This window comes from Leclercia sp. J807, from assembly GCF_009734465.1.
In the GTDB taxonomy this organism is placed as follows: Bacteria; Pseudomonadota; Gammaproteobacteria; order Enterobacterales; family Enterobacteriaceae; genus Enterobacter.
In genome coordinates, this window is record NZ_CP046446.1 from 4,338,622 (window position 1) to 4,359,818 (window position 21,197).

The 21,197-nt window shown below is 56.7% G+C and carries 22 protein-coding genes; 2 read left to right on the top strand and 20 right to left on the bottom strand.

Translation table 11 applies throughout. The features are described 5' to 3' along the window. Positions 1-79: 79 nt before the first annotated feature. The gene (gene ggt, locus GNG26_RS20620; protein WP_168194445.1) at positions 80-1,825 is read right to left on the bottom strand and encodes a gamma-glutamyltransferase; all 1,746 of its coding nucleotides are present in this window, start codon (positions 1,823-1,825) and stop codon (positions 80-82) included. A gap of 122 nt (positions 1,826-1,947) precedes the next feature. Here ggt and GNG26_RS20625 point away from each other — a divergent pair, with 122 nt between their 5' ends. After that, positions 1,948-2,328: a DUF2756 family protein gene (locus tag GNG26_RS20625; RefSeq protein ID WP_103824856.1), complete on the top strand. Its 381-nt coding sequence runs from the start codon at positions 1,948-1,950 to the stop codon at positions 2,326-2,328. Here GNG26_RS20625 and ugpQ read toward each other — a convergent pair. From ugpQ to livK, 12 genes are all read right to left on the bottom strand, one after another. Beyond that, on the bottom strand, positions 2,325-3,065 hold the full coding sequence (gene ugpQ, locus GNG26_RS20630) for a glycerophosphodiester phosphodiesterase (RefSeq protein ID WP_156239909.1): 741 nt from the start codon (positions 3,063-3,065) through the stop codon (positions 2,325-2,327). The two genes, GNG26_RS20625 and ugpQ, sit on opposite strands and share 4 nt — an antisense overlap. Continuing rightward, on the bottom strand, positions 3,062-4,132 hold the full coding sequence (locus GNG26_RS20635) for a sn-glycerol-3-phosphate import ATP-binding protein UgpC (protein WP_156239911.1): 1,071 nt from the start codon (positions 4,130-4,132) through the stop codon (positions 3,062-3,064). Before GNG26_RS20635 ends, ugpQ begins: the two co-directional genes overlap by 4 nt. A gap of 1 nt (position 4,133) precedes the next feature. Further along, positions 4,134-4,979 (bottom strand): sn-glycerol-3-phosphate ABC transporter permease UgpE, encoded by an 846-nt coding sequence (gene ugpE / locus GNG26_RS20640; RefSeq protein WP_114316496.1) that lies wholly within the window; start codon positions 4,977-4,979, stop codon positions 4,134-4,136. Next, positions 4,976-5,863 carry a sn-glycerol-3-phosphate ABC transporter permease UgpA gene (ugpA, locus tag GNG26_RS20645; protein WP_156239913.1) on the bottom strand — a complete coding sequence of 296 codons (888 nt, stop codon included), beginning with the start codon at positions 5,861-5,863 and terminating at the stop codon, positions 4,976-4,978. Before ugpA ends, ugpE begins: the two co-directional genes overlap by 4 nt. A gap of 102 nt (positions 5,864-5,965) precedes the next feature. Next, on the bottom strand, positions 5,966-7,282 hold the full coding sequence (gene ugpB / locus GNG26_RS20650; protein WP_156239915.1) for a sn-glycerol-3-phosphate ABC transporter substrate-binding protein UgpB: 1,317 nt from the start codon (positions 7,280-7,282) through the stop codon (positions 5,966-5,968). Positions 7,283-7,431: 149 nt separating this feature from the next. Continuing rightward, entirely contained in the window at positions 7,432-7,800 is a 369-nt protein-coding gene (locus tag GNG26_RS20655) for a type II toxin-antitoxin system death-on-curing family toxin (RefSeq protein WP_103824771.1), read from the bottom strand. Beyond that, complete coding sequence (locus GNG26_RS20660) at positions 7,797-8,018, bottom strand: type II toxin-antitoxin system Phd/YefM family antitoxin (protein ID WP_156239917.1); 222 nt, start codon at positions 8,016-8,018, stop codon at positions 7,797-7,799. The genes GNG26_RS20655 and GNG26_RS20660 overlap by 4 nt, the downstream gene beginning before the upstream one ends. A 147-nt stretch (positions 8,019-8,165) precedes the next feature. Then, positions 8,166-8,879 (bottom strand): high-affinity branched-chain amino acid ABC transporter ATP-binding protein LivF, encoded by a 714-nt coding sequence (livF, locus tag GNG26_RS20665; RefSeq protein WP_103177352.1) that lies wholly within the window; start codon positions 8,877-8,879, stop codon positions 8,166-8,168. A gap of 1 nt (position 8,880) precedes the next feature. Continuing rightward, positions 8,881-9,648 carry a high-affinity branched-chain amino acid ABC transporter ATP-binding protein LivG gene (livG, locus tag GNG26_RS20670; protein ID WP_039032512.1) on the bottom strand — a complete coding sequence of 256 codons (768 nt, stop codon included), beginning with the start codon at positions 9,646-9,648 and terminating at the stop codon, positions 8,881-8,883. Continuing rightward, positions 9,645-10,922, bottom strand: coding sequence for a high-affinity branched-chain amino acid ABC transporter permease LivM (locus GNG26_RS20675; protein ID WP_156239919.1), 1,278 nt, complete (start codon positions 10,920-10,922; stop codon positions 9,645-9,647). The genes livG and GNG26_RS20675 overlap by 4 nt, the downstream gene beginning before the upstream one ends. Beyond that, positions 10,919-11,845: a high-affinity branched-chain amino acid ABC transporter permease LivH gene (gene livH / locus GNG26_RS20680; protein ID WP_013099131.1), complete on the bottom strand. Its 927-nt coding sequence runs from the start codon at positions 11,843-11,845 to the stop codon at positions 10,919-10,921. The genes GNG26_RS20675 and livH overlap by 4 nt, the downstream gene beginning before the upstream one ends. Before the next feature lie 47 nt (positions 11,846-11,892). Beyond that, entirely contained in the window at positions 11,893-13,002 is a 1,110-nt protein-coding gene (gene livK, locus GNG26_RS20685) for a high-affinity branched-chain amino acid ABC transporter substrate-binding protein LivK (protein WP_156239921.1), read from the bottom strand. A gap of 423 nt (positions 13,003-13,425) precedes the next feature. On the opposite strand from livK, the gene panM reads away from it, so the two are divergent. Beyond that, complete coding sequence (gene panM, locus GNG26_RS20695) at positions 13,426-13,818, top strand: aspartate 1-decarboxylase autocleavage activator PanM (RefSeq protein WP_103824769.1); 393 nt, start codon at positions 13,426-13,428, stop codon at positions 13,816-13,818. 9 nt (positions 13,819-13,827) lie between these two features. On the opposite strand, the gene GNG26_RS20700 is transcribed toward panM, so the two are convergent. From GNG26_RS20700 to rpoH, 7 genes are all read right to left on the bottom strand, one after another. Next, a complete protein-coding gene (locus GNG26_RS20700) occupies positions 13,828-14,538 on the bottom strand; it encodes a GntR family transcriptional regulator (protein ID WP_103177357.1) in 711 nt (236 codons plus the stop codon). A gap of 65 nt (positions 14,539-14,603) precedes the next feature. Next, positions 14,604-15,455: a hypothetical protein gene (locus GNG26_RS20705; protein WP_156239923.1), complete on the bottom strand. Its 852-nt coding sequence runs from the start codon at positions 15,453-15,455 to the stop codon at positions 14,604-14,606. 4 nt (positions 15,456-15,459) lie between these two features. Continuing rightward, complete coding sequence (locus GNG26_RS20710; RefSeq protein ID WP_103824767.1) at positions 15,460-16,494, bottom strand: oxidoreductase; 1,035 nt, start codon at positions 16,492-16,494, stop codon at positions 15,460-15,462. Positions 16,495-16,503: 9 nt separating this feature from the next. Continuing rightward, positions 16,504-18,204, bottom strand: a complete 1,701-nt coding sequence (locus GNG26_RS20715; protein ID WP_156239925.1) for a PTS transporter subunit EIIC — start codon at positions 18,202-18,204, stop codon at positions 16,504-16,506. Continuing rightward, positions 18,201-18,374, bottom strand: a complete 174-nt coding sequence (locus GNG26_RS20720; RefSeq protein ID WP_156239927.1) for a PTS lactose/cellobiose transporter subunit IIA — start codon at positions 18,372-18,374, stop codon at positions 18,201-18,203. The genes GNG26_RS20715 and GNG26_RS20720 overlap by 4 nt, the downstream gene beginning before the upstream one ends. A 497-nt stretch (positions 18,375-18,871) precedes the next feature. After that, positions 18,872-19,969: a branched-chain amino acid ABC transporter substrate-binding protein gene (locus GNG26_RS20730; RefSeq protein WP_103824763.1), complete on the bottom strand. Its 1,098-nt coding sequence runs from the start codon at positions 19,967-19,969 to the stop codon at positions 18,872-18,874. 296 nt (positions 19,970-20,265) lie between these two features. Then, positions 20,266-21,123 (bottom strand): RNA polymerase sigma factor RpoH, encoded by an 858-nt coding sequence (gene rpoH, locus GNG26_RS20735; RefSeq protein WP_032614938.1) that lies wholly within the window; start codon positions 21,121-21,123, stop codon positions 20,266-20,268. Positions 21,124-21,197 lie beyond the last annotated feature (74 nt).

Consider the following 21,197-nt stretch of genomic DNA (forward strand, 5'->3'; position numbering starts at 1 on the left):
TTGCCCGGTGGCGCTACGCTTACCGGGCCTACGGAACCTTGTAGGCCGGGTAAGGCGGAGCCGCCACCCGGCAAACCGTTTAATACCCGGCCGTCAAATCGCCTGGCGAGCGCGGATCCGACGCCCCATACAGTGCGCCGTCCGGCCCGACCATAATGCTTTGGGTGCTGCCCATCGCCTCTTTCACCGCCACTTTTTGTCCGCGCTGCTCCAGCAGCTTCAGCGTATCCGGGCTGAAGCCCTTCTCTACCCGCAGCTCATCCGGCAGCCACTGGTGATGGAAGCGCGGGGCGTTGGTCGCTTCCGCCACGTTCATCCCGAAATCGATGCTGTTGACTACCATCTGCAGTACGGTGGTGATAATCCGGCTGCCGCCCGGACTGCCGGTCACCAGCCAGGTTTTGCCATCTTTCACCACAATCGTTGGTGACATCGACGACAGCGGACGCTTCTTCGGCCCCACGGCGTTGGCATCCCCGCCCACCAGCCCGTAGACGTTCGGCACGCCCGGCTTGGCGGAGAAGTCATCCATCTCGTTGTTGAGCAGAATGCCGCTGTTGCCCGCCACGATCCCGGTCCCAAAGGTGGTGTTGAGGGTATAGGTCACCGCCACCGCGTTACCGTCTTTATCCACTACCGAGAAGTGGGTGGTCTGGTTGCTCTCATACGGCGCCAGCTTGCCGGGGCGGATCTCGCTCGACGGTCTGGCCTTGTTGATATCAATCTGATCGGCCAGGGATTTGGCGTAGGCTTTATTGGTCAGCGCCTGCCACGGCACCTTGACGAAGTCCGGGTCGCCCAGATACTCCGAGCGGTCGGCGTAGGCATATTTTTCCGCCTCGGCCATCACCTGCAATGTGTCTGCACTGCCGAAACCAAACTTATGCAGATCGAAGTTTTCGAGAATGTTGAGGATCTGCACGATGTGGATCCCGCCGGAGGACGGTGGCGGCATGGAGTAGACCTGATACCCGCGGTAGTCGCCGCTAATCGGCGTGCGCTCCACCGCCTTGTACTCCGCCAGATCCGCTTTGGTGATCAGCCCGCCGTTCTTACTCATCTCTTCGGCAATCTGGTCGGCGATCGCCCCTTTATAGAAGGCGTCCGGGCCGTTCTCCGCAATCATCTCCAGGCTTTTGGCGAGGTTCGTCTGCACCAGCTTATCGCCCTTTTTCAGCGGCTCGCCCTCCTTCCAGAAGATCGCTTTGCTGTTCTCATGGTTGGGGATCACTTCGCTGCCGTAGGTTTTCAGGTCGTCGGCCAGCGCATCGTTGACCTCAAAGCCGTCCCGCGCCAGTTTGATGGCGGGTTGCACCACCTTGTTCAGCGGCAGGGTGCCGTATTTATCCAGCGCCAGCGAGAAGCCCGCCACGGTGCCCGGCGTACCGGTCGCCAGATGGGAGGTAAGCGATTTTTTACTGTCGGCATTGCCCTGGTCATCAAGGAACATGTCCCGCGTGGCCTGGTTGGGCGCCATTTCGCGGAAGTCGATTGCCGTGGTGGTGCCATCTTTGGTGCGCAGCATCATAAAACCGCCACCGCCGAGGTTGCCCGCCTGCGGGTGGGTCACCGCCAGCGCATAGCCCACCGCCACCGCCGCATCCACCGCATTACCGCCCTGTTTGAGGATATCCACCCCCACTTGGGTCGCGAGGGCATCCACTGAGGAGACCATCCCCTTCTGCGCCCGCACGGGATGAAACACATCCTCTTCCACACCATAGGAGACCGGCGGTGCCGCCGGCGGATTCGCTGCCACGCAAAACGTACCGCCTGCCGTCAGGGCAGCAATCGCCACCCAGCGTAAAAACGTTGGTTTCATCATTGTTATTCTCCAGGTACAGGGACTCATGCTCCCGCTTAAGCCTGGTTCATAACTCTTAAAAAATCATCGTAATGGCGGATTCGAGATAAACTTACAGAAGGCTTCAGATGGAGGGAATGACCATGAAACGTCTCATTCTTGTGGCGGCGTTACTGCCGTTTGCCGTATTCGCGCAGCCTATCAACACCCTGAATAACCCCAATCAGCCGGGCTATCAGAACCCCAGCCAGCAGCGAATGCAAAATCAGATGATGATGCAGCAGCAACAGCAAACAGGGATGCTAAACCAGCAGCTGCAAACGCAAACCCGCGTTCAGCAGCAGCACCTGCAAACGCAGATGGATAACAACACCCAGCGGATTCAGCAGAGCCAGCCGGGGGTGCAGGTTCTGCCTAATACCAGCGGCGGGATGCTCAGCGGCGGCAGTGTCGACTCCGGCGGCGTGCAGCAGCAACATATGCTGCCGCAGCGGCAGAATGGCGACATGCTCAATAACCCTTAGGGCTGAAAGTCCGGGCCGATAAGGGCAATCGCATCGGTACAGATACAATCGACGCCCCAGCGCAGCAGTTCCGCTGCTCGCTGGGGCTGATTGACGGTATAGACCAGGATATGCAGGCCGGCGGCCTTAATCGCCTTCACCCGCGCTTCATCCAGCAGGCGATGGTTCAGGTGAATGGATACGCACTCCAGCCGACTGGTCAGCTCGCGCCAGTCATCACGCCAGGCATCCAGCAATAACCCACGCGGCAATTCAGGCGCAGCAGCCTGCGCGGCTTCCAGCGCGTCAATCTCAAACGACGACAGCAGCGGTGGAGTCATTCCTGCCCACAGCTCACGCGCCGCCAGGGCAATGACTTTGCCGGTGAGTGGCCCAGTACCGGTGGTCGGTTTGATTTCGATATTGGCCATCATCCCGTGTTGACGACAGCGGTCAGCCACCTCAGTCAGCAGCGGCAGCGGCTCGCCTTTAAACTCGCCGCTAAACCAGCTTCCGGCGTCCACCTTCAGCAGATCGCGCCACGGCAGATCACCCGCCACGCCCCAGCCGTTGCTGGTGCGCTCAAGGTTATCGTCATGCAGGAGGAAGATCTCCCCGTCTTTCGACAGCTTGGCATCGAACTCAATCATGGTATGACCGTAACGCGCGCCAACGTCGATGGCCGCCAGGGTATTTTCCGGTGCCAGTTTACCGCCGCCACGGTGGGCGACGATGCGGGGATAAGGCCAGTTACTCATATGCGTTGTCCTGTTTCACCATCAAATAAGTGCAGATGATTTTCCGGCAGATGCAGCCATAGCGTGCTGCCCGCTTTTGGGCGCTCCTCGTGCGACATACGCACCACCAGCTTCTGCTCGCCCCAGCGTCCGTGCGCCAGGTTATCGGCCCCCAGCATCTCCAGGGTGTCCATCACCAGCGGTACGCCGCCTTCCGCCTGCGAGCTTAGCGCAATATGTTCCGGGCGGATACCCAGGGTCATCTTACGTCCGGCGTAACCGCGATAGTACCAGTTGATCGGCAGCGCCATGCCGCTCTCCAGTTCAAAATGGGTACCCGCAGTGCTGATGCGTCCTTCCAGCAGGTTCATCGCCGGGCTGCCGATAAAGCTCGCCACAAAGTGGCTGGCGGGCTTTTCATACACCTCCACCGGGGTGCCAATCTGCTCGGCCACACCTTTGTTCATCACCATCACCCGCTGGGCGAGGGTCATCGCCTCCACCTGATCGTGGGTAACGTACAGAGAGGTAGTTTTCAGTCGTCGGTGCAGCTGCTGCAGCTCAAGGCGCATCTGCACGCGCAGCTTGGCGTCGAGGTTAGAGAGCGGTTCATCGAACAGGAACACCGCCGGATCGCGCACGATGGCACGCCCCATCGCCACGCGCTGGCGCTGGCCGCCGGAGAGCTCGCGCGGACGGCGCTTCAGCAGGCCATCCAGCTCCAGAATGCGCGCCGCCTCTTTGACGCGCTCGTCGATGTGGCTTTTGCCCATCCCACGAATTTTCAGCCCCCAGGCCATGTTCTCTTCCACGCTCATGTGCGGATAGAGGGCGTAGTTCTGAAACACCATCGCGATGCCGCGATCTTTGGGTTCCATCTCGGTCACGCGCTGGCGGTCAATCCAGATATCGCCCGAGGTGACGCGCTCGAGCCCGGCCACCATGCGCAGCAGGGTGGATTTGCCGCAGCCCGACGGGCCAACCATCACGATAAATTCGCCGTCCGCCACGTCGAGGGTCAGCGGCTGAATCACCTGGGTTTTGCCATCCCAGCTTTTGGTTACTGCCTGAAGTTTTAAACCTGCCATCTTATTTCTCACTGTCCACTAAACCACGCACGAACGCGCGCTGCATGGCTAAAACGATAACGACCGGGGGGATAAGGGTAAGCAGCATCGCCGCCATCACCTGGTTCCAGAGGGTGGTGCCTTCGCCGGTGGCGATCATGCCCTTGATGCCCGCCACGGCGGTGCCGAGATTGACGTCCTGGATAATCAGCAGCGGCCACAGGTACTGGTTCCAGCCGTAGATAAAGGTGATGACAAAGAGCGCCGCGAGATTGGTTCTCGACAGCGGCAGCACGATGTCGCGGAAAAAGCGCATCGGCGAGGCGCCGTCGATCCGCGCGGCCTCAATCAGCTCGTCCGGCAGGGTCATAAAGAACTGGCGGAACAGGAAGGTGGCGGTGGCCGAGGCCATCAGCGGCAGGGTTAAGCCCGCATAGCTGTCGAGCATGCCGAGGTTGGCGATCACCTCCACCGTCGGGAAGATACGCACCTCCACCGGCAGCATCAGGGTGATGAAGATCATCCAGAAGAAGAGGTTACGCAGCGGAAAGCGGAACCAGACGATGGCAAACGCCGAGAGCATCGACACCGTGATTTTGCCCACGGTAATGCCGAATGCCATGATGAAGCTGTTGAGCATCATCAGCCAGAACGGGGCGCTGTTGACCCCCACGCCCTGGGTCCAGATGGTCGCCATGTTCTCGAAGAGATGCGAACCCGGCACCAGGGTCATTGGGGTTTCAAAGATGGCGTTTCTGTCCAGCGTGGCGGCGACAAAGGCCACGTACAGCGGGAACAGGATAACGACGATCCCCAGGATCAGCATGGTATGGCTGAAAATCGTCAGCCCGCGACGGTTCTCAATCATTGGTAGCGCACCTTACTTTCAACATAGCGGAACTGCACCACCGTGAGGATGATGACGAGGAACATCAGCACCACCGACTGGGCGGCAGAGGCCGAGAGATCCAGACCGGCAAAGCCTTCGCGGTAGATCTTATAGATCAGCGTGGTGGTGGCCTGCACCGGGCCGCCTGCGGTGGCGGCGTCGATCACCGGGAAGGTGTCGAAGAAGGCGTAGACCAGGTTGACCACCAGCAGGAAGAAACTCACCGGGGCGATCAGCGGCAGCGATAGCCGGAAGAAGCGGCGGATCGGACCTGCGCCGTCAATCGCGGCGGCTTCTACCAGCGAACGCGGAATGGACTGCAGCGCGGCAAAGAAGAAGAGGAAGTTGTAGCTGATCTGCTTCCATACCGAGGCGAAGACCACCAGGAACATCGCCTGGCCGCTGTGCTGGGCGTGGTTCCAGTCATAGCCTAACTCTGCCAGAGAATGGGTGATGAGCCCGCGGCCAGGGTTAAAGAGGAAGATCCACAGCACCGCGGCGACGGCGGGGGCGACGGCGTAAGGCAGCAGCATCAGCGTCTGGTAAAGACGGCTGCCGCGCACCACGTAATCCACCAGCGCGGCAAAGAAGAGCGAGGCGAGAAGACCGCTCACCGTCACCAGGGTGCTGAATTTGATCGTCGTCCAGAAGGCGTCGATGTAGTAGCTGTCGTGCCACAGGGCAGCGAAGTTATCCAGGCCAACAAACTGGCTGGAGAGCCCGAACGGATCGACGCTTTGTACCGAGTACCAGAGCGCTTCGCCCGCAGGCCAGATAAAGAAGATAACGGTGATGACCAGCTGGGGCGCGACCAGAAGATAGGGCAGCCAGCGGGAACGGAACACCGGACGGGATGAGGACATGGAGATTTGGTTCCTGAACAATGCCGGGTGGCGGCTACGCCTTACCCGGCCTACATGGGGCACATCGTAGGCCCGGTAAGCGAAGCGCCACCGGGCATTTTTTTACGATTTGGTCGACTGCTCGAAGCGGCGCAGCAGCTGGTTTCCGCGCTCGACTGCCGCATCCAGCGCCTGCTGTGGCGTTTTCTTGCCGGTCCAGACGCTTTCCAGCTCTTCATCCACAACGGTACGGATCTGCGGCATGTTGCCCAGACGCAGACCTTTGGTGTACGGCAACGGTGGTTTGTTCAGCATCTGGCGCGTGGCGATGTCTGCCCCTGGGTTCTTGTCATAGAAGCCCTGTTCGCGGGTCAGGTCATAGGCGGCTTTGGTGATCGGCAGGTAGCCGGTCTTCTGGTGCCATTCGGCGGCGTTTTCCGGCTTCGCCAGGAAGTCGAGGAACTCCGCCACGCCCTTGTAGGTGTCCTTATCTTTGCCCTGCATTACCCACAGGCTGGCCCCGCCGATGATGGCGTTCTGCGGCGCGCCTTTTGAGTCGGCGTCGTACGGCATCATCCCCACGCCGTAGTTAAATTTGGCGTAGTGACGGATATCCGCCAGCGAGCCGGACGAGGCGGTGGTAATGGCGCAGTCGCCGCTGTAGAACTTCTCGGTGGATTCGTCTTTACGCCCGAAGTAGCTGAAGTCGCCCTTCTTGTTCAGATCGGCAAGCAGGGCAATGTGCTTCACCTGCTCCGGCTTGTTGAATTCCAGCACCGCGTTGGTGCCGTTGAAACCGTTGTTCTCGGTGGCTACCGGCTGGCCGTGCCAGGCGCTGAAGTTCTCGATCTGGATCCAGCCCTGCCAGCCGCTGGCGTAGCCGCACTTCATGCCGGCCGCTTTCAGTTTGGCGGTGTACTCCGCCAGATCCTGCCAGGTTTTCGGCGGCTGTTCCGGATCTAAACCGGCTTTCTTAAAGGCGTCTTTGTTGTAATACAGCACCGGGGTGGAGCTGTTAAACGGCTGGGAGAGCAGATGACCGGATTTAGAATCGGTGTAATAGCCCGCGACGGTTGGCACGAACTGCGATTCGTCGAAGTTAATACCCGCCTCTTTAAACACCTCATAGACCGGCTCGATGGCTTTGGAGGCCATCATGGTGGCCGTGCCCACCTCATAGACCTGCAACAGCGCCGGGGCGTTACCGGTACGGAACGCGGCAATGCCCGCGCTCAGGCTCTGCTCGTAGTTGCCTTTGTACACCGGCACAATTTTATAATCCGGGTGGCTGTCGTTGAAACGCTGCGCCAGGGAGTCAACCTCTTTACCCAACTCCCCTTCCATGGAATGCCAGAACGGAATAGTGGTGACGGCCATTGCGTTAGCCGCAAAAGCCAAACCCATTGCCAGACCCAAAGCTGTGTGTCGTAACGATGTCATTGTCATCTCTCTTATTGTGCCGGATGCGCGATATCACGCGTTTTGTGCTCGCGAGGTAACATGACATGCTCGAATTACAGAAAAATAACCGTTTGTTTACAGAGATATGACAACAGGGCGTCAGGGGGATGATGGAAATATGAAGGAGACTAGCGGCGTAAACGTTCAACAATCTCTTCAAGCGATAAGCGACCCGCAGCAGCTTCAACCGTCATCGCCACATAATCTGGATTGGCTTTTAGCGAGATACCGTTACGTTTGAGAAAAAGCAGGGTGATGAACAGGGCTGTACGTTTATTACCGTCATTGAAGATATGACCGCGGGAAATTGCCAGCAAATGCATCGCCGCCAGGATCCAGACATCGGTCACCCCTTCGTATTGATATTTGTTTAATACACGATGGAGCAACGCTTCAGCACGGCCTGGGTCTGACATTCCCGCGACGCCAGGCGTGACGCTCAGAAGTTTGTCATGAAACAGGACTATCTCTTCCGCTGAGATAAATTGCAGATTCATTTATCGGCCAGTTCCCTTATCTCGTTCCCATGTATGCCCATAATGGCATCGAACTCAGCATCCAGTTTTGCCGCCTGATAACGCTCAAACTCTTCCACACTGATAATTACGGCAGGTTTATGGCCACGACGCGTGATCGTCACGGGCGTGCCCGTCGCCGCAGAATCCAACGCTGAAGCAAGATTCTGCCGTGCTTCGCTATAGTTCATTGTACGCATAGCTCCTCCTTTTAAGTACAAGTGAATTGTACAACTGAAGCGTACAAAAAACAAAAAAGCCGGGTGGCGGCTTCGCCTTACCCGGCCTACGTATGGCACGCTGTTGTAGGCCCGGATCGCTATGCGCCACCGGGCAATACAGACGGCTCAACCGCCTAAATATGCGCTCCGTACCGCCTCGTTCGCCAGCAGCGCGTCGCCGGTATCTTCCAGCACCACGCGGCCATTCTCCAGCACGTAGCCGCGATCCGCGAGCTTCAGCGCCTGGTTGGCGTTCTGCTCCACGAGGAAGATGGTCATCCCTTCGCTGCGCAACTGCTCGATGGTGTCGAAGATCTGCTGAATGATGATCGGTGCCAGCCCGAGCGAAGGTTCGTCGAGCAGCAGCAGGCGCGGCTGGCTCATCAGCGCGCGGCCAATCGCCAGCATCTGCTGTTCCCCGCCGGACATGGTGCCTGCCCGCTGAATACGGCGTTCAAACAGGCGCGGGAAGAGGTCATACACGCGCTTGATGCGGGTCTGGAACTGTTCGCGCTCGGCAAAGAAGCCGCCCATCGCCAGGTTCTCTTCTACCGTCATGCGGGAGAAGACGCGCCGTCCTTCCGGAACAATCGCCACCGCTTCACGCATGATTTTTGCGGTCTGCCAGTCGGTGATGTCTTTACCGTCAAAGACGATACGCCCGCTGGTGGCGCGCGGGTCGCCGCACAGGGTGCCGAGCAGGGTGGTTTTCCCCGCGCCGTTGGCGCCAATCAGGGTGACGATTTCGCCCTGATTGATGTGCAGACTGACGTCGTGCAGGGCCTGGATCTTGCCGTAGTGGGCATTAACCTTGTCAAAAGATAACATCGCTTTTTCCATCTTATGCCTCACCCAGGTAAGCGCGGATCACGTCCGGGTTGTTGCGGATCTCTTCCGGCGTGCCGTTCGCCAGCGGCGTCCCCTGGTTTACCACGTAAATACGATCCGAAATGCCCATCACCAGCTTCATATCATGCTCAATCAGCAGGATGGTGGTGTCGTGATGGTTACGCAGCTCGACAATCAGCTCGTCCAGCTCTTTGGTCTCTTTCGGGTTCAGCCCTGCCGCTGGCTCATCGAGCATCAGGATCTCCGGCTGGGTCACCATACAGCGGATAATCTCCAGACGACGCTGATCGCCGTAAGCGAGGTTGCTTGCCTGGCGGTTAGCATGCTGGAGCAGGCCGATACGATCGAGCCAGGTGGCGGCGCGATCTAATGCTTCGTCCTGGGCACGGCGAAACGCCGGGGTTTTCAGCAGGCCGGAGAAGAGCCCGGTTTTCAGCTGCTGATGCTGGGCTACCAGCAGGTTTTCAATCACCGTCATCTCACGGAACAGACGCACGTGCTGGAAGGTACGCACTACGCCCATGCGGGCAATCTGCTGGCCCGGGAGCCCTTCCAGGTGCTGGTCGCGCAGCATGATGGTGCCGCCCGTCGGCTTGTAGAAACCAGTCAGGCAGTTAAAGACCGTGGTCTTACCGGCACCGTTCGGGCCGATCAGCGACACAATCTCTTTTTGATGCAGATCCAAAGAGACATTGTTGACCGCCAGCAGGCCGCCAAAACGCATCATCAGGCCGTTAACGGATAATAATGGCTGACTCATGCCTGCTCTCCTTTTGTCTGCCCGTTCTTCAGCTTCAGCTGCGGACGGGTCATCGGCAGCAGACCCTGCGGACGCCAGATCATCATCAGCACCATCAAACCACCCAGCATCAGCATGCTGTATTCGTTAAAGTCGCGCATCAGCTCGCGGGAGACCACCAGCAGGATGGCCGCGAGAATCACCGCGAACTGCGAGCCCATCCCACCCAGCACCACAATCGCCAGTACAAAGGCGGATTCCGCAAAGGTGAACGACTCCGGGCTGACGAAGCCCTGACGCGCGGCAAACAGCGTTCCGGCAAAACCGGCAAACGCGGCGCTGATGGTAAAGGCAGTCAGCTTGATGCGGGTCGGGTTCAGGCCCAGGGAGCGGCAGGCGATCTCATCTTCACGCAGCGCTTCCCATGCACGCCCCAGCGGCATACGCAGCAGGCGGTTAATCACGAACAGGGTGAGAACCACCAGCAGCAGCGCCACCAGATAGAGCCAGATCACGCGGTCGGATGGGTCGTACTTCACGCTGAAGAAGTTGCTGAAGGTGTCCCAGCCGCCTTCACGGGCGGAACGGCTGAACTCCAGGCCGAAGAAGGTCGGTTTCGGGATCTGGCTGATGCCGTTCGGGCCGCCGGTCACTTCGGTATTATTGAGCAGCAGGATACGGACGATTTCGCCGAAGCCCAAGGTCACAATCGCCAGATAGTCACCGCGCAGGCGCAGCACCGGGAAGCCAAGCAGGAAACCGGCGGCAGCAGAGACCAGCCCCGCCAGCGGCAGACAGGTCCAGAAGCCAAGGCCGTAATAGTGGTTCAGCAGGGCGAAGGTGTAGGCGCCGATGGCATAGAAACCGCCGTAGCCCAATACCAGCAGGCCTGACAGCCCCACCACCACGTTCAGACCAAGGCCGAGGATCACATAAATCATGGTCAGGGTGGCGATATCCACCGTGCCACGCGAGACCACGAACGGCCACGCCACGGCCGCCACCAGCAGCGCCACGAGGAACAGCTTCTGTTTAACGGTTGAGCCGTCGATAGCTGGCAGGACAAACTTCGGCCCGGAGACGCTTTTCAACGTCTTCTGGAAAACCGGACGCAGCAGCTGGAAGAAGAAGACCACCGCGGTGCCAACAAAGACCCACTGCCAGCGGATATCCGACGCGGAATCCACCACCAGCTTAGTGCCGCTCAGCTCCAGCTGAACGCCCATAAAGACCGCCGCCAGCACGAAGAACATCGCCGCAGAGAGCAGTGCCATAGCAAAATGCATCGGTTTCATACTTTCTCTACCTCCGGACGACCCAGAATACCGGTAGGCATGACCAGCAGAACCAGAATCAGCAGGGCAAACGACACCACATCTTTATATTCGGTACTCAGATAGGCCGAGGAGAGCGCTTCGGCCACGCCCAGAATCAGGCCGCCGATCATCGCGCCCGGAATACTGCCGATTCCGCCCAGTACCGCCGCGGTGAAGGCTTTCATCCCGGCCATAAAGCCGATGTACGGGTTGATCACGCCGTAGAACTGGCCGAGCAGCACACCCGCCACCGCCGCCATCGCCGCACCAATCACGAAGGTCAGGGCAATCACGCGGTCGGTGTTGATTCCGAGCAGGCTCGCCATTTTCAGGTCTTCGGCACAGGCGCGGCAGGCGCGGCCCATGCGGGAGTAGCGGATAAACAGCGTCAGGGCCAGCATCGCAATAAAGGTCACAACCCAGATCACCAGCTGCATGGTGGTGATGGAGGCGGAGAAGTTCTCGCTGGCGCCGACAATCCACTGACCGTTAAACAGGCTTGGCAGCGCCACGTCGCGCGACCCTTCGGTGAGGCTGACGTAGTTTTGCAGGAAGATGGACATACCAATCGCGGAGATCAGCGCAATCAGACGCTTGGAGCTACGCACCGGGCGATAGGCCACCCGTTCGATACTCCAGCCGTAAGCGCTGGCAATGACAATCGCCCCGACAAAACCGGCGGCCACCAGCAGCCAGCTGCTATCGATGCCCATCATCATCAGCGCGGCGATAATCATAAAGGAGACATAGCTGCCGATCATGTACACCTCGCCGTGGGCGAAGTTGATCATGCCGATAATGCCATACACCATCGTGTAGCCGATGGCGATCAGTGCATAGGTGCTTCCCAGCGTGACGCCGTTAAACATCTGCTGCAGAAAATAGAGAAACTGCTCGGACATAAGGTAACCTTTCTATTCCCGCCCGGTCCTGCCGGGCGGTGGGATAATTATTTGGCGGCCGAGGATGAACCGTCGGCGTGCCACTTAAAGACACCAAACTCAAATCCCTTCAGATCGCCATTCTCATCCCAGTTCAGCGGCCCAATCACGGTGTTAGCCCCGTGTGCTTTTAAATCTTTAATCAGATCCTGCGGCGCTTTGCTGCCGGTACGATCCATGGCGGTAGCCAGAGACTGCACGGCGGCATAGGTGATCCAGACATACGGACCACTCGCGTCTTTCTTCTCGGCTTTCAGAGCGTTAACGATAGCGCTGTTCGCCGGATCCTGGTCATAGCGTTTTGGCATTGTCACCAGCATGCCTTCGCCCGCATCGCCTGCAATGTTCGACAGGGAGGCGTTACCTACCCCTTCCGGCCCCATAAACTGGGTTTTCAGGCCGATAGCGCGCGCCTGGCGCAGCATCTGCCCCATTTCCGGGTAGTAGCCACCGTAGTAGACGAAATCGATGTTCTCTTTTTGCAGACGCGCCAGCAGTGCGGAGAAGTCTTTTTCGCCTGCGGTGATGCCGTCAAAGAAGACCACGTTGGCACCGCCTTTTTTCAGGCCATCCTGTACAGAGCGGGCCAGCCCTTCGCCGTACTGCTGCTTATCGTGAATGATGGCGATACGCTGCGGCTTCACGCTCTCGAGAATGTACTTCGCCGCGGTCGGCCCCTGTGAAGAGTCGAGCCCTGCGGTACGCATGATGTACTGATAGCCGCGCTGGGTCAGTTCAGGGTTAGTGGCGCCAGGCGTGATCATCAGAATGCCTTCATCCTCGTAGATATCGGACGCAGGCTGGGTGGAGGAAGAGCAGAGATGGCCAATCACATACTGAATACCATCGTTCACAATTTTGTTGGCAACGGCCACGGCTTGTTTCGGGTCGCAGGCATCGTCATATTCCACACCGACCAGTTTGTCGCCTTTGATGCCGCCTTTGGCGTTGATGTCTTTAATTGCCTGGCGCGCGCCGTTGAACTCCATATCACCCCACTGGGCAACCGGACCGGACAATGCACCTACCACCGCAACTTTAATATCCTCCGCCATGGCCGCCTGCGAAACTGCCAGTGCAACCATTCCCGCGATCAATGTTTTCGCGTTCCTTTTCATTGGTGAATCCCCATTCGTGACGTGATGTATATATTTTGTTTTATTATGGTTAAAAAGCATTCTGTACTTTTATTAAACAACGCAACTTTTGCTATTGCCTTTAATGGTTTAGCACAGTTTTTTCACAAAAATCAGAGTAAAGTCTCTATATTTCAGGTGATTAAGCAAAGATAATATTCTGAAATCAGGCAGAGATAAACAACTAAAAGTAGAGTTTGCAGCATAAAATAACGGCACAAAGAGCGGAATAAAACGCTGCCTTTTAGGTTAATATTCTGCTTATTTTTCGATCCCTACGTTTTATGGCTGTACATTTGGCTGCCAAAAAAGTAATCACCTAAAGAATGGATTGAAAAAGGAGAAGCCGTCAGCAGGATAAATTGAGTACACTGCCTGTACTTTTTTTACGTGGATAAGCTGCTAATGAAACTGACTATCGTCCGTCTGGTGACCTTTAGCGACCAGGATCGTATCGATCTTGGCAAAATCTGGCCGGAATACTCCCCCGCCTCCCTCACCGTTGATGATACCCATCGAATTTATGCTGCGCGCTTTAACGAGCGGCTGTTAGGCGCGGTGCGCGTCACGCTGAGCGGGACGGAAGGCGCGCTGGACTCCTTGCGCGTGCGTGAAGTCACGCGTCGTCGCGGCGTAGGGCAATATCTGGTTGAAGAGGTGATGCGCGATAACCCGAGCGTGGCCTCGTGGTGGATGGCGGACGTGGGCGTTGAAGACCGCGGCGTGATGGCGGCCTTTATGCAGGCGCTGGGTTTTGTGGCGCAGCAGGACGGATGGGTCCACCACGGGCAGGAATAAGCCTGCGACTTAATTGTATTTAATAAACTCGGTGGCGAATTTAAACCGGTTATAACGGTGAGTGGCGACCGAGTATTCAAACAGCTTGCCGTTATCTAAATAGGCGGTCTGCTCAACGTGGATAACCACCTCCGGCTCGGCCAGCTGCAATAGCTGGCTTTGCTGTTCATCTGCTATGGAGGCGGTGATCATCATGTGGCTGCTGTGGATCTGATAGCCCAGCGCGTCGGTAATATAGCTGTATATGGAGTCCGCCACGTTGGCATAGTTGAGGCCAGGAATAACGTTCACCGGCATAAATGTTTTTTCGATAATGGCCGGCACGTCGTTAATAACCCTGACGCGAAGGATCGAATAGACCATCTCATCGCCGCCAAGCTGGAGTTTTTCCTGCACGTCGGCCGGGGCGGGAATGGCGGAAAAAGCAATTACTCGCGTTGTTATTGTCTCGCCTGATTCATCACAGCGCGCTTTGGTGCCCTTCAGATGGCTATTAATTGACGAGGTATTAAACGGTAATTTAACAAAAGAGCCGAGACCTCTTTTTCTGACGACCAGCCCCTCTTTAACCAGAATATCCAGCGCCTTGGTAATAGTCAGTTCGCTACAATCAAAAAGCAGCGCGAATTTCTTTCCTTCCGGCAGCTGGCTATTCTGGGCGTAGTAGCCAGAAAGTATTCTTTTTTTAATCTCTTTATATATAGCAAGATACTTCGGCATTCTGACCACAATACAGACCTATAAACATAGGCCTGTTATACTATAAATACAGGCAGATAGAAATCTCAACGCATTATAGATGAGGCCATCCGAACCCAGGTGTGCCTTTTTCCGCGTACGGCAATCGACAGGCGGTAAATCGCTTCCGGGTCGGCTATTCCCGCGCAGCCAGCATCCCCAAAGCTATGGATGTCGCTGCCGCAGCGCTTGCTGGCAAGACCAATCTGGCTCACCGTTGCGCCGTCTGCCCCCTCCTGACTGGTGCTGATGGTAGTAATAGCCAGGGAACCCGCCAGGTGTACGGCATCAACGATCGCGCTCACCTCTCCTTCACGGCTCCCCTGACAGGTTCCTGGTGCGGGGATCACCACCGCGTGGGCACCCGCCGTCGCGTACTCCGCATATTCCGCCGCCGCCATCAGCCCCCGGGCGCTGAACTTCGCCACCATGATAAAGCCGGGGAAGTGCGCCTTCGCAAGGCTTATCGCCTGAAGCATGCTGTGCCGATCCACCCCCGGCTTGTCGTAGCCGGTCAGGCAGAGGAAATCCGCCCCCTGCGCCTGTTCAAGCGCGTGCCGCGACAGGCTGCGCGGGTTATCGGCGTCGTTTTCGGAAGTCACCTCAAGGCTGACGCCCACCAGCCTGCCGGTAAGGGCTTTGACCTGCTCAATTCCCCCCGCCACGGGCGCTCCGGCGATTGCATGGGTGGCGGTATTGTATCCCTTGAGCAGAACCATATCGGCACCGAACGCCGCCACCAGCTCGGCATTGGTGACATCCGGGTAGAGCGGCGGGGATTCCGCCGCCACTTCGGCGAGCACGACCCGCCCCTCAGAGGCGCGAATGGCCGCCACTAACGCCGCCGCATCAGGCTGGCGCTGAAAATCGGACGCCCGACAATTTAATATCCGTTTCATAGTATTAATCCAAATCGATAACGAAAGGCGTGGCGCGGCTAAAACCGCCCTCAAGTATTTCCAGGTTGGTCAACATATCCTGCTCGCTGACGTAATTGGCGGCACCGTTCATTATGGTGTCGTAGAGCGCGTCATACACCCGGCCATAATCGCCGCGCACCGCAGGCACCTCGCGCTTAACCGTCTGCTGCTCCTCATTCAGATATTCAATAATGCCCGGCTGGTTATTGGCGCAAAATGTCGGGTGGTCCGGCATGATATTCTCCTTCAGGTAACTCTCCTGACGGTCGATCTGCATCTGAATAAAGGAGCCGCGGGTGCCGTGAACAATAAACCGCGGATAGGGCGTCATCACCAGATGGCTGGTTTTAATGATCGCCTTCAGGTCGTCGTAATAGAGCTGGGCTTCAAAGGTATCGTCGGGATTTTGCTTCAGCCGCAGGCTACGGATGTCATAGGCTACCTGGCGCGGCCGGCCAAACAGCGCCAGCATCTGGTCGAGGGTGTGGATCCCAAGGCCATAAAATGCGCCGTTGAAGGGGTGGTTAACCTGCGGCTGCGCCTCAGGGCGGAAATAGTCGAAGTGGCTCTCAATTTCCACGATATCCCCGAGCAGGCCGCTCTTAATCACCTGCTGCACGGTCAGGAAACAGGAGTCGAAGCGGCGGTTCTGAAACGGCGTGACGGTGACGCCGTGCTGCTTCGCCAGCGCCAGCAGCGTCTTCGCCTCGTCCAGCGTGGTAGTAAACGGCTTCTCGACCATGACGTTTTTGCCGTGCTCGATGCAGGCCTTTGCCCAGGAATAGTGGCTGTCCGGGTGGGTGCAGATAACCACCAGGCGGATGGTGTCATCCGTAAGGATCTCGTTAACGTCACGGGTAAAAGTAATTCCGCGGTATTGCGGCCGGGACTCTATCTCGGGCTTAGCGACAATATCGTAAATCGTCTTCACACGATATTTATCGTTGCGGATCAGGACGTAGGGCAAATGGTAGCGAGTAGCACTTTTACCAAAGCCAATAAATGCGCAATTAATCATATAACTTCCTTATTTTAACAACGTGACGGCATGCTCAATGAGCGCCTGACCATTCATATTTGAAAAATGCTGCGGGTTAACCCGCGCCACGCGGCAGCGATCTCCTGCCGTTTCCCGAACGTTGCTTTCCATATAGGTAAGCTGCGGCGAGAGGAGTATCAGGTCAGCTTTTTGCACGGTTTCTTCGAGGTTGCCGATATGGGTGGCGCTAATCGACGCGGTACAGTGGATACTCTCTGCATATTGCCGCATCTTTTTTGCCACCAGCGAGGTGGACATGCCCTCGTTACACATCAGCACGATGGTTTTATCGTCCAGCGGGTGGGCCTCGCCCTCGCGCAGCGGCTGCGCGATTGCCGGTTCTGGCTCAGGAGATGTTGGCGGCGTCGTGGCGATGGTCTCAATGACCTGCTGCGCTTTTTTCGCGCTGATTGAGCGCTCATAGGCCAGCAGGAAGGGAAGGTAAATCACGACCCCAACGCCAATCAGGATAATTTGCAGCACCACGTTGCGCAGATCGCCTCCCGATCCCAGCCAGCCGGAGAGCAAAGGCGGTACCGACCAGGGTACGTAGGCGACAATATGCGATACCCAGCCCCAGGCGGTGGCGTAATAGGCGATGATAAAGTTTATCTGCGGGTAGAAAATAAACGGGATCATCATCAGTGGGTTAAGGATCACCGGCAGGCCAAAAATCACCGGTTCGTTGATATTAAACACTCCAGGAGCAATCACCGTTCTGGCAAACTTTTTATGGCTGCTCATGCGGCTGCGCAGCAGGATCGCCAGCAACAGCGCCAGCGTTGAACCCGTTCCGCCCATGTGACCATACAGGTCGCGAAACGGCAGCACGATAATGTGCGGCGGCTGCAGGCCAGCGGCGAAGGCGGCCATGTTCTCCTGCATGGCGACCAGCAGCGGCGGCTCCAGCACCGGGTTGATAATACCCGAGGGGTGAATACCCAGCGAAAAGAGCAAGTTCGTCAGGGTGGTTAAAGTAATAAAGCCCGGCAGGCTGGTGGTCAGATGGACCAGCGGCTTTTGCACCAGGGTCTGGATCAGTGCAAACAGCTCGGTATGCGTCAGGCTGGTAATGGCAAAGGTGGCGACGGAGAAGAAAGCCACGGTGATCATGATGGCAGACAGGGCGTTAAACGACTGCTGCACCATAGGAGGCACCTCCTCCCCCAGCGAGATCCGCAGCGCCGGGGAGCTGGAGATCTTCAGAAAAATGCTGGTAGAGAGAAAGGCGCACAGAATCGCCAGAAATACCCCACCCGCGTTGGTCTGCGCGTAGGGCACCACGCCCGTCACACTCACCGTCTCGCCGGTGGCAGCGGTAACGGAGGCGGTAACCGGCATCAGCACAAAAAAGCAGGCCAGCGAAACCATCGCGGCAATGATCGGGCTTTCGAACTTACGCTTGCTGGCCAGCGAATAGGCCACCAGCACCGCCAGCATAATGGACAAAATGTTCATGGTGCCGTTGAGCGCCCGCTCGCCGATACCCCGCCACTGCACCATGGTGTCGGCAGAGAGCACGTGGCGCATAAAGCCGTTGGTATCGAGAAAGACGTAGTTGACCATAATAAAAAGCCCGGCCAACACTAAAAACGGGATAGCGATAATAAAGCTGTCGCGCAGGCTGCGCAGATGCACCTGGCCAGCCAGTTTTTGCGAAAAACCGGCAATCGTATCTAAAACCGTCATGATGTGCCTTCCGCTCTGTTCTGGTGGACCTTTTTCGCCTCGGCTAACAGACGCTGCACCTGATCATTATCCTGTCGTTTCGCCGCCAGAAGCGCAGCGAAAGCCGGGCTGTTGCAGCTGTCGGCATGGGTAATTAGCCCCATAATCATTCCTTCGTAATTTTCTGGCATAGGTATTCTCCCTTTGTGCAAAACCCCTGTTTTTGTGCAGAGCGGCAATAAGTTATTCGCGGATAAATGCCATTTGGGCGCGGGCGAGCCAAACGCTATCGGCAAAGCGATATTGCCTATTATCTTCAGCAATTATTTATTGTCGTAATAAGCGGCAAATATAAGGCTTTAGCAGAAATAATATTTAAAGCGCAATTGCACACCGTAGCGGTCGTCGGAATCATTGCCGTCGCGATGCAGGTTATATACATCGCGTTCTATTAACGAGCTGTATGTATCAAAATAAATATTAAAGGTTATCCATATCTAAAACGTTACCATTTCCCTGCAGTGACGCCATAATAAAACTATATAGTTTTAAAAAATAAGGTATATGATCACATTTTTTGAGATTAGCGAAATGGAATAGCGGATGAGCGCGAAACGACGGAGATGATGTCAGAGGAGGGAATTCGAGAAGAAAAAAAGGGCGAGCGATGAGACGCTCGCCCTGAGGATTATTTGGCGTCGGTCGCCGTACCGTTGGCATGCCAGTCAAACACGCCGAATTCAAAGCCTTTCAGGTCGCCTTTCTCATCCCAGGAGAGCGGCCCCATTACGGTTTCAACGGCGTTCGCTTTCAGCCAGGTAGCGATGTCAGCCGGTTCAGCGGACTGATTCAGGCCCGCCTGCAGGGTTTGCAGCGCCGCGTAGGTGGTCCAGACGAAGGCACCGCTTGGATCCTGTTTCTTCGCCTTGATGGCGTCTACGATCGGTTTGTTGGCAGGGACCTGGTCGTAGTTCTTCGGCTTGGTCACCAGCAGGCCTTCCGCAGATTCACCGGCGATGTTAGAGAGGGAGACGTTCGCCACCCCTTCCGGACCCATGAACTGCGTTTTCAGACCGGCAGCGCGAGACTGACGCAGGATCTGGCCCATCTCCGGGTGATAACCCCCGTAGTAAACGAAATCGATGTTCTCTTTTTTCAGGCGCGCCACCAGAGTAGAGAAATCTTTCTCACCGGCGGTGATACCGTCGAAGAAGACCACGTTAGCGTTCGCTTTTTTCAGGTTGTCCTGCACGGAACGCGCCAGACCTTCACCGTACTGCTGCTTGTCATGGACAATGGCGATACGCTTCGGCTTCACTTTCTCAACGATATATTTCGCTGCGGTTGGGCCCTGGTCAGAGTCCAGCCCGGTGGTACGCATGACCATCTTATAGCCACGGGAGGTCAGCTCCGGCGCGGTAGCCGCTGGGGTGATCATCAGAATGCCTTCATCTTCGTAGATGTCAGACGCAGGCTGCGTGGAAGAGGAGCAGAGGTGGCCGATAACGTATTTGATGCCGTCATTCACCACTTTGTTGGCAACCGCAACCGCTTGTTTCGGGTCGCAGGCATCATCATATTTTACGATCTGCAGCTTTTCGCCTTTGATACCGCCCTTGGCATTAATGTCGGCAACCGCCTGCTCTGCACCTGTGAACTCCTGATCGCCGTACTGGGCTACCGGACCGGACATTGCGCCGACAACGGCCACTTTGATATCAGCCTGAGCGGTGCCGAAAGCCAACGCAATACATCCTGCCAGTAAGGCTTTACCCTTCATATTCATCCTGAGAATCCCCATTGTGATGGTTATTGTGTTTGTTGTGATGTTGTTTTTTGGCGCTTTATTTCAATAATGCGTCTGCCGTGCGCGCCTTTTCAGCATACTCTGCTAAAACATACCCCATTTTTATCGAATTGGAATAGCTATTTTGTAATGTATATAAGGTAAGCGAGGCTTTAACGAGTCAGCACACGGCGTCAGGTAACTGTTTGCCAGGAGGGGAGTATTTGCCAGTACGGGCGCTAAAAAAACAAACCCCCGAATTTGCATTCGAGGGTTATCGGGGAGCTTCGCGAAGATTACGCTTCGATAGCGGCGCGAAGTTTTTTCATGGCGTTCTTTTCCAGCTGACGCACACGTTCAGCGGAGACACCATAGCGGTCGGCCAGCTCCTGCAGGGTGGACTTGTTGTCTTCGTCCAGCCAGCGGGCACGGATGATATCCTGGCTACGCTCGTCGAGGCCTTCCATTGCATAGGTCAGCTTATTGGCGGCCTGCTCTTCCCAGTTATCATCTTCAATGCCGTCGGCAAAGTTAGATGACTTATCCTGCAGATAGAGGACCGGGGCCATCGGCTGGCTGTCGGACGCATCGTCGTCAGAGGACATATCAAAGGTCATGTCCTGCGCGGCCATTCGCGATTCCATCTCACGCACGTCTTTGCTGGACACACCCAGCTCGCGCGCAACCATTTCTACTTCGTCCTGGTTGAACCAGCCCAGACGCTGCTTGGTTTTACGCAGGTTAAAGAACAGTTTACGCTGTGCTTTGGTGGTGGCGACCTTCACGATACGCCAGTTACGCAGCACGTATTCGTGGATTTCCGCTTTGATCCAGTGCACAGCAAAGGAGACCAGACGCACACCCACTTCCGGGTTGAAGCGACGCACCGCCTTCATCAGGCCAATGTTACCTTCCTGGATCAGGTCTGCCTGCGGCAGGCCGTAGCCCGCGTAATTACGAGCAACGTGAACAACAAAGCGCAGGTGAGACAGGATCAGCGTCTTAGCTGCTTCCAGATCGCCCTGGTAATGCAGCTTTTCAGCAAGCTCCTTTTCTTCCTCGGCCGTCAACATCGGCCAGGTGTTAGCGGCCCGGATGTAAGATTCCAGGTTACCAACAGGGGCTAAAGCTAAAGTTTGCATTTCTTTGGTCATTCATTCCTCTCAATTAATTTTTCTGGCGGCGGTTTGTCCCCATCAGGCAACGAACATGCCAGAATTAATGAGCA

Excerpts from the sequence above, each read along its gene's own strand:
- rpoH (WP_032614938.1), bottom strand. The coding sequence starts at position 21,123 with ATGACCAAAGAAATGCAAACTTTAGCTTTAGCCCCTGTTGGTAACCTG.
- livF (WP_103177352.1), bottom strand. The coding sequence starts at position 8,879 with ATGGAAAAAGCGATGTTATCTTTTGACAAGGTTAATGCCCACTACGGC.
- panM (WP_103824769.1), top strand. The coding sequence starts at position 13,426 with ATGAAACTGACTATCGTCCGTCTGGTGACCTTTAGCGACCAGGATCGT.
- GNG26_RS20720 (WP_156239927.1), bottom strand. The coding sequence starts at position 18,374 with ATGCCAGAAAATTACGAAGGAATGATTATGGGGCTAATTACCCATGCC.
- GNG26_RS20675 (WP_156239919.1), bottom strand. The coding sequence starts at position 10,922 with ATGAAACCGATGCATTTTGCTATGGCACTGCTCTCTGCGGCGATGTTC.
- ggt (WP_168194445.1), bottom strand. The coding sequence starts at position 1,825 with ATGATGAAACCAACGTTTTTACGCTGGGTGGCGATTGCTGCCCTGACG.
- livH (WP_013099131.1), bottom strand. The coding sequence starts at position 11,845 with ATGTCCGAGCAGTTTCTCTATTTTCTGCAGCAGATGTTTAACGGCGTC.
- GNG26_RS20700 (WP_103177357.1), bottom strand. The coding sequence starts at position 14,538 with ATGCCGAAGTATCTTGCTATATATAAAGAGATTAAAAAAAGAATACTT.
- GNG26_RS20635 (WP_156239911.1), bottom strand. The coding sequence starts at position 4,132 with ATGGCAGGTTTAAAACTTCAGGCAGTAACCAAAAGCTGGGATGGCAAA.
- ugpE (WP_114316496.1), bottom strand. The coding sequence starts at position 4,979 with ATGATTGAGAACCGTCGCGGGCTGACGATTTTCAGCCATACCATGCTG.
- GNG26_RS20710 (WP_103824767.1), bottom strand. The coding sequence starts at position 16,494 with ATGATTAATTGCGCATTTATTGGCTTTGGTAAAAGTGCTACTCGCTAC.
- GNG26_RS20660 (WP_156239917.1), bottom strand. The coding sequence starts at position 8,018 with ATGCGTACAATGAACTATAGCGAAGCACGGCAGAATCTTGCTTCAGCG.
- GNG26_RS20705 (WP_156239923.1), bottom strand. The coding sequence starts at position 15,455 with ATGAAACGGATATTAAATTGTCGGGCGTCCGATTTTCAGCGCCAGCCT.
- GNG26_RS20715 (WP_156239925.1), bottom strand. The coding sequence starts at position 18,204 with ATGACGGTTTTAGATACGATTGCCGGTTTTTCGCAAAAACTGGCTGGC.
- GNG26_RS20625 (WP_103824856.1), top strand. The coding sequence starts at position 1,948 with ATGAAACGTCTCATTCTTGTGGCGGCGTTACTGCCGTTTGCCGTATTC.
- GNG26_RS20730 (WP_103824763.1), bottom strand. The coding sequence starts at position 19,969 with ATGAATATGAAGGGTAAAGCCTTACTGGCAGGATGTATTGCGTTGGCT.
- livK (WP_156239921.1), bottom strand. The coding sequence starts at position 13,002 with ATGAAAAGGAACGCGAAAACATTGATCGCGGGAATGGTTGCACTGGCA.
- GNG26_RS20655 (WP_103824771.1), bottom strand. The coding sequence starts at position 7,800 with ATGAATCTGCAATTTATCTCAGCGGAAGAGATAGTCCTGTTTCATGAC.
- livG (WP_039032512.1), bottom strand. The coding sequence starts at position 9,648 with ATGAGTCAGCCATTATTATCCGTTAACGGCCTGATGATGCGTTTTGGC.
- ugpA (WP_156239913.1), bottom strand. The coding sequence starts at position 5,863 with ATGTCCTCATCCCGTCCGGTGTTCCGTTCCCGCTGGCTGCCCTATCTT.
- ugpB (WP_156239915.1), bottom strand. The coding sequence starts at position 7,282 with ATGACATCGTTACGACACACAGCTTTGGGTCTGGCAATGGGTTTGGCT.
- ugpQ (WP_156239909.1), bottom strand. The coding sequence starts at position 3,065 with ATGAGTAACTGGCCTTATCCCCGCATCGTCGCCCACCGTGGCGGCGGT.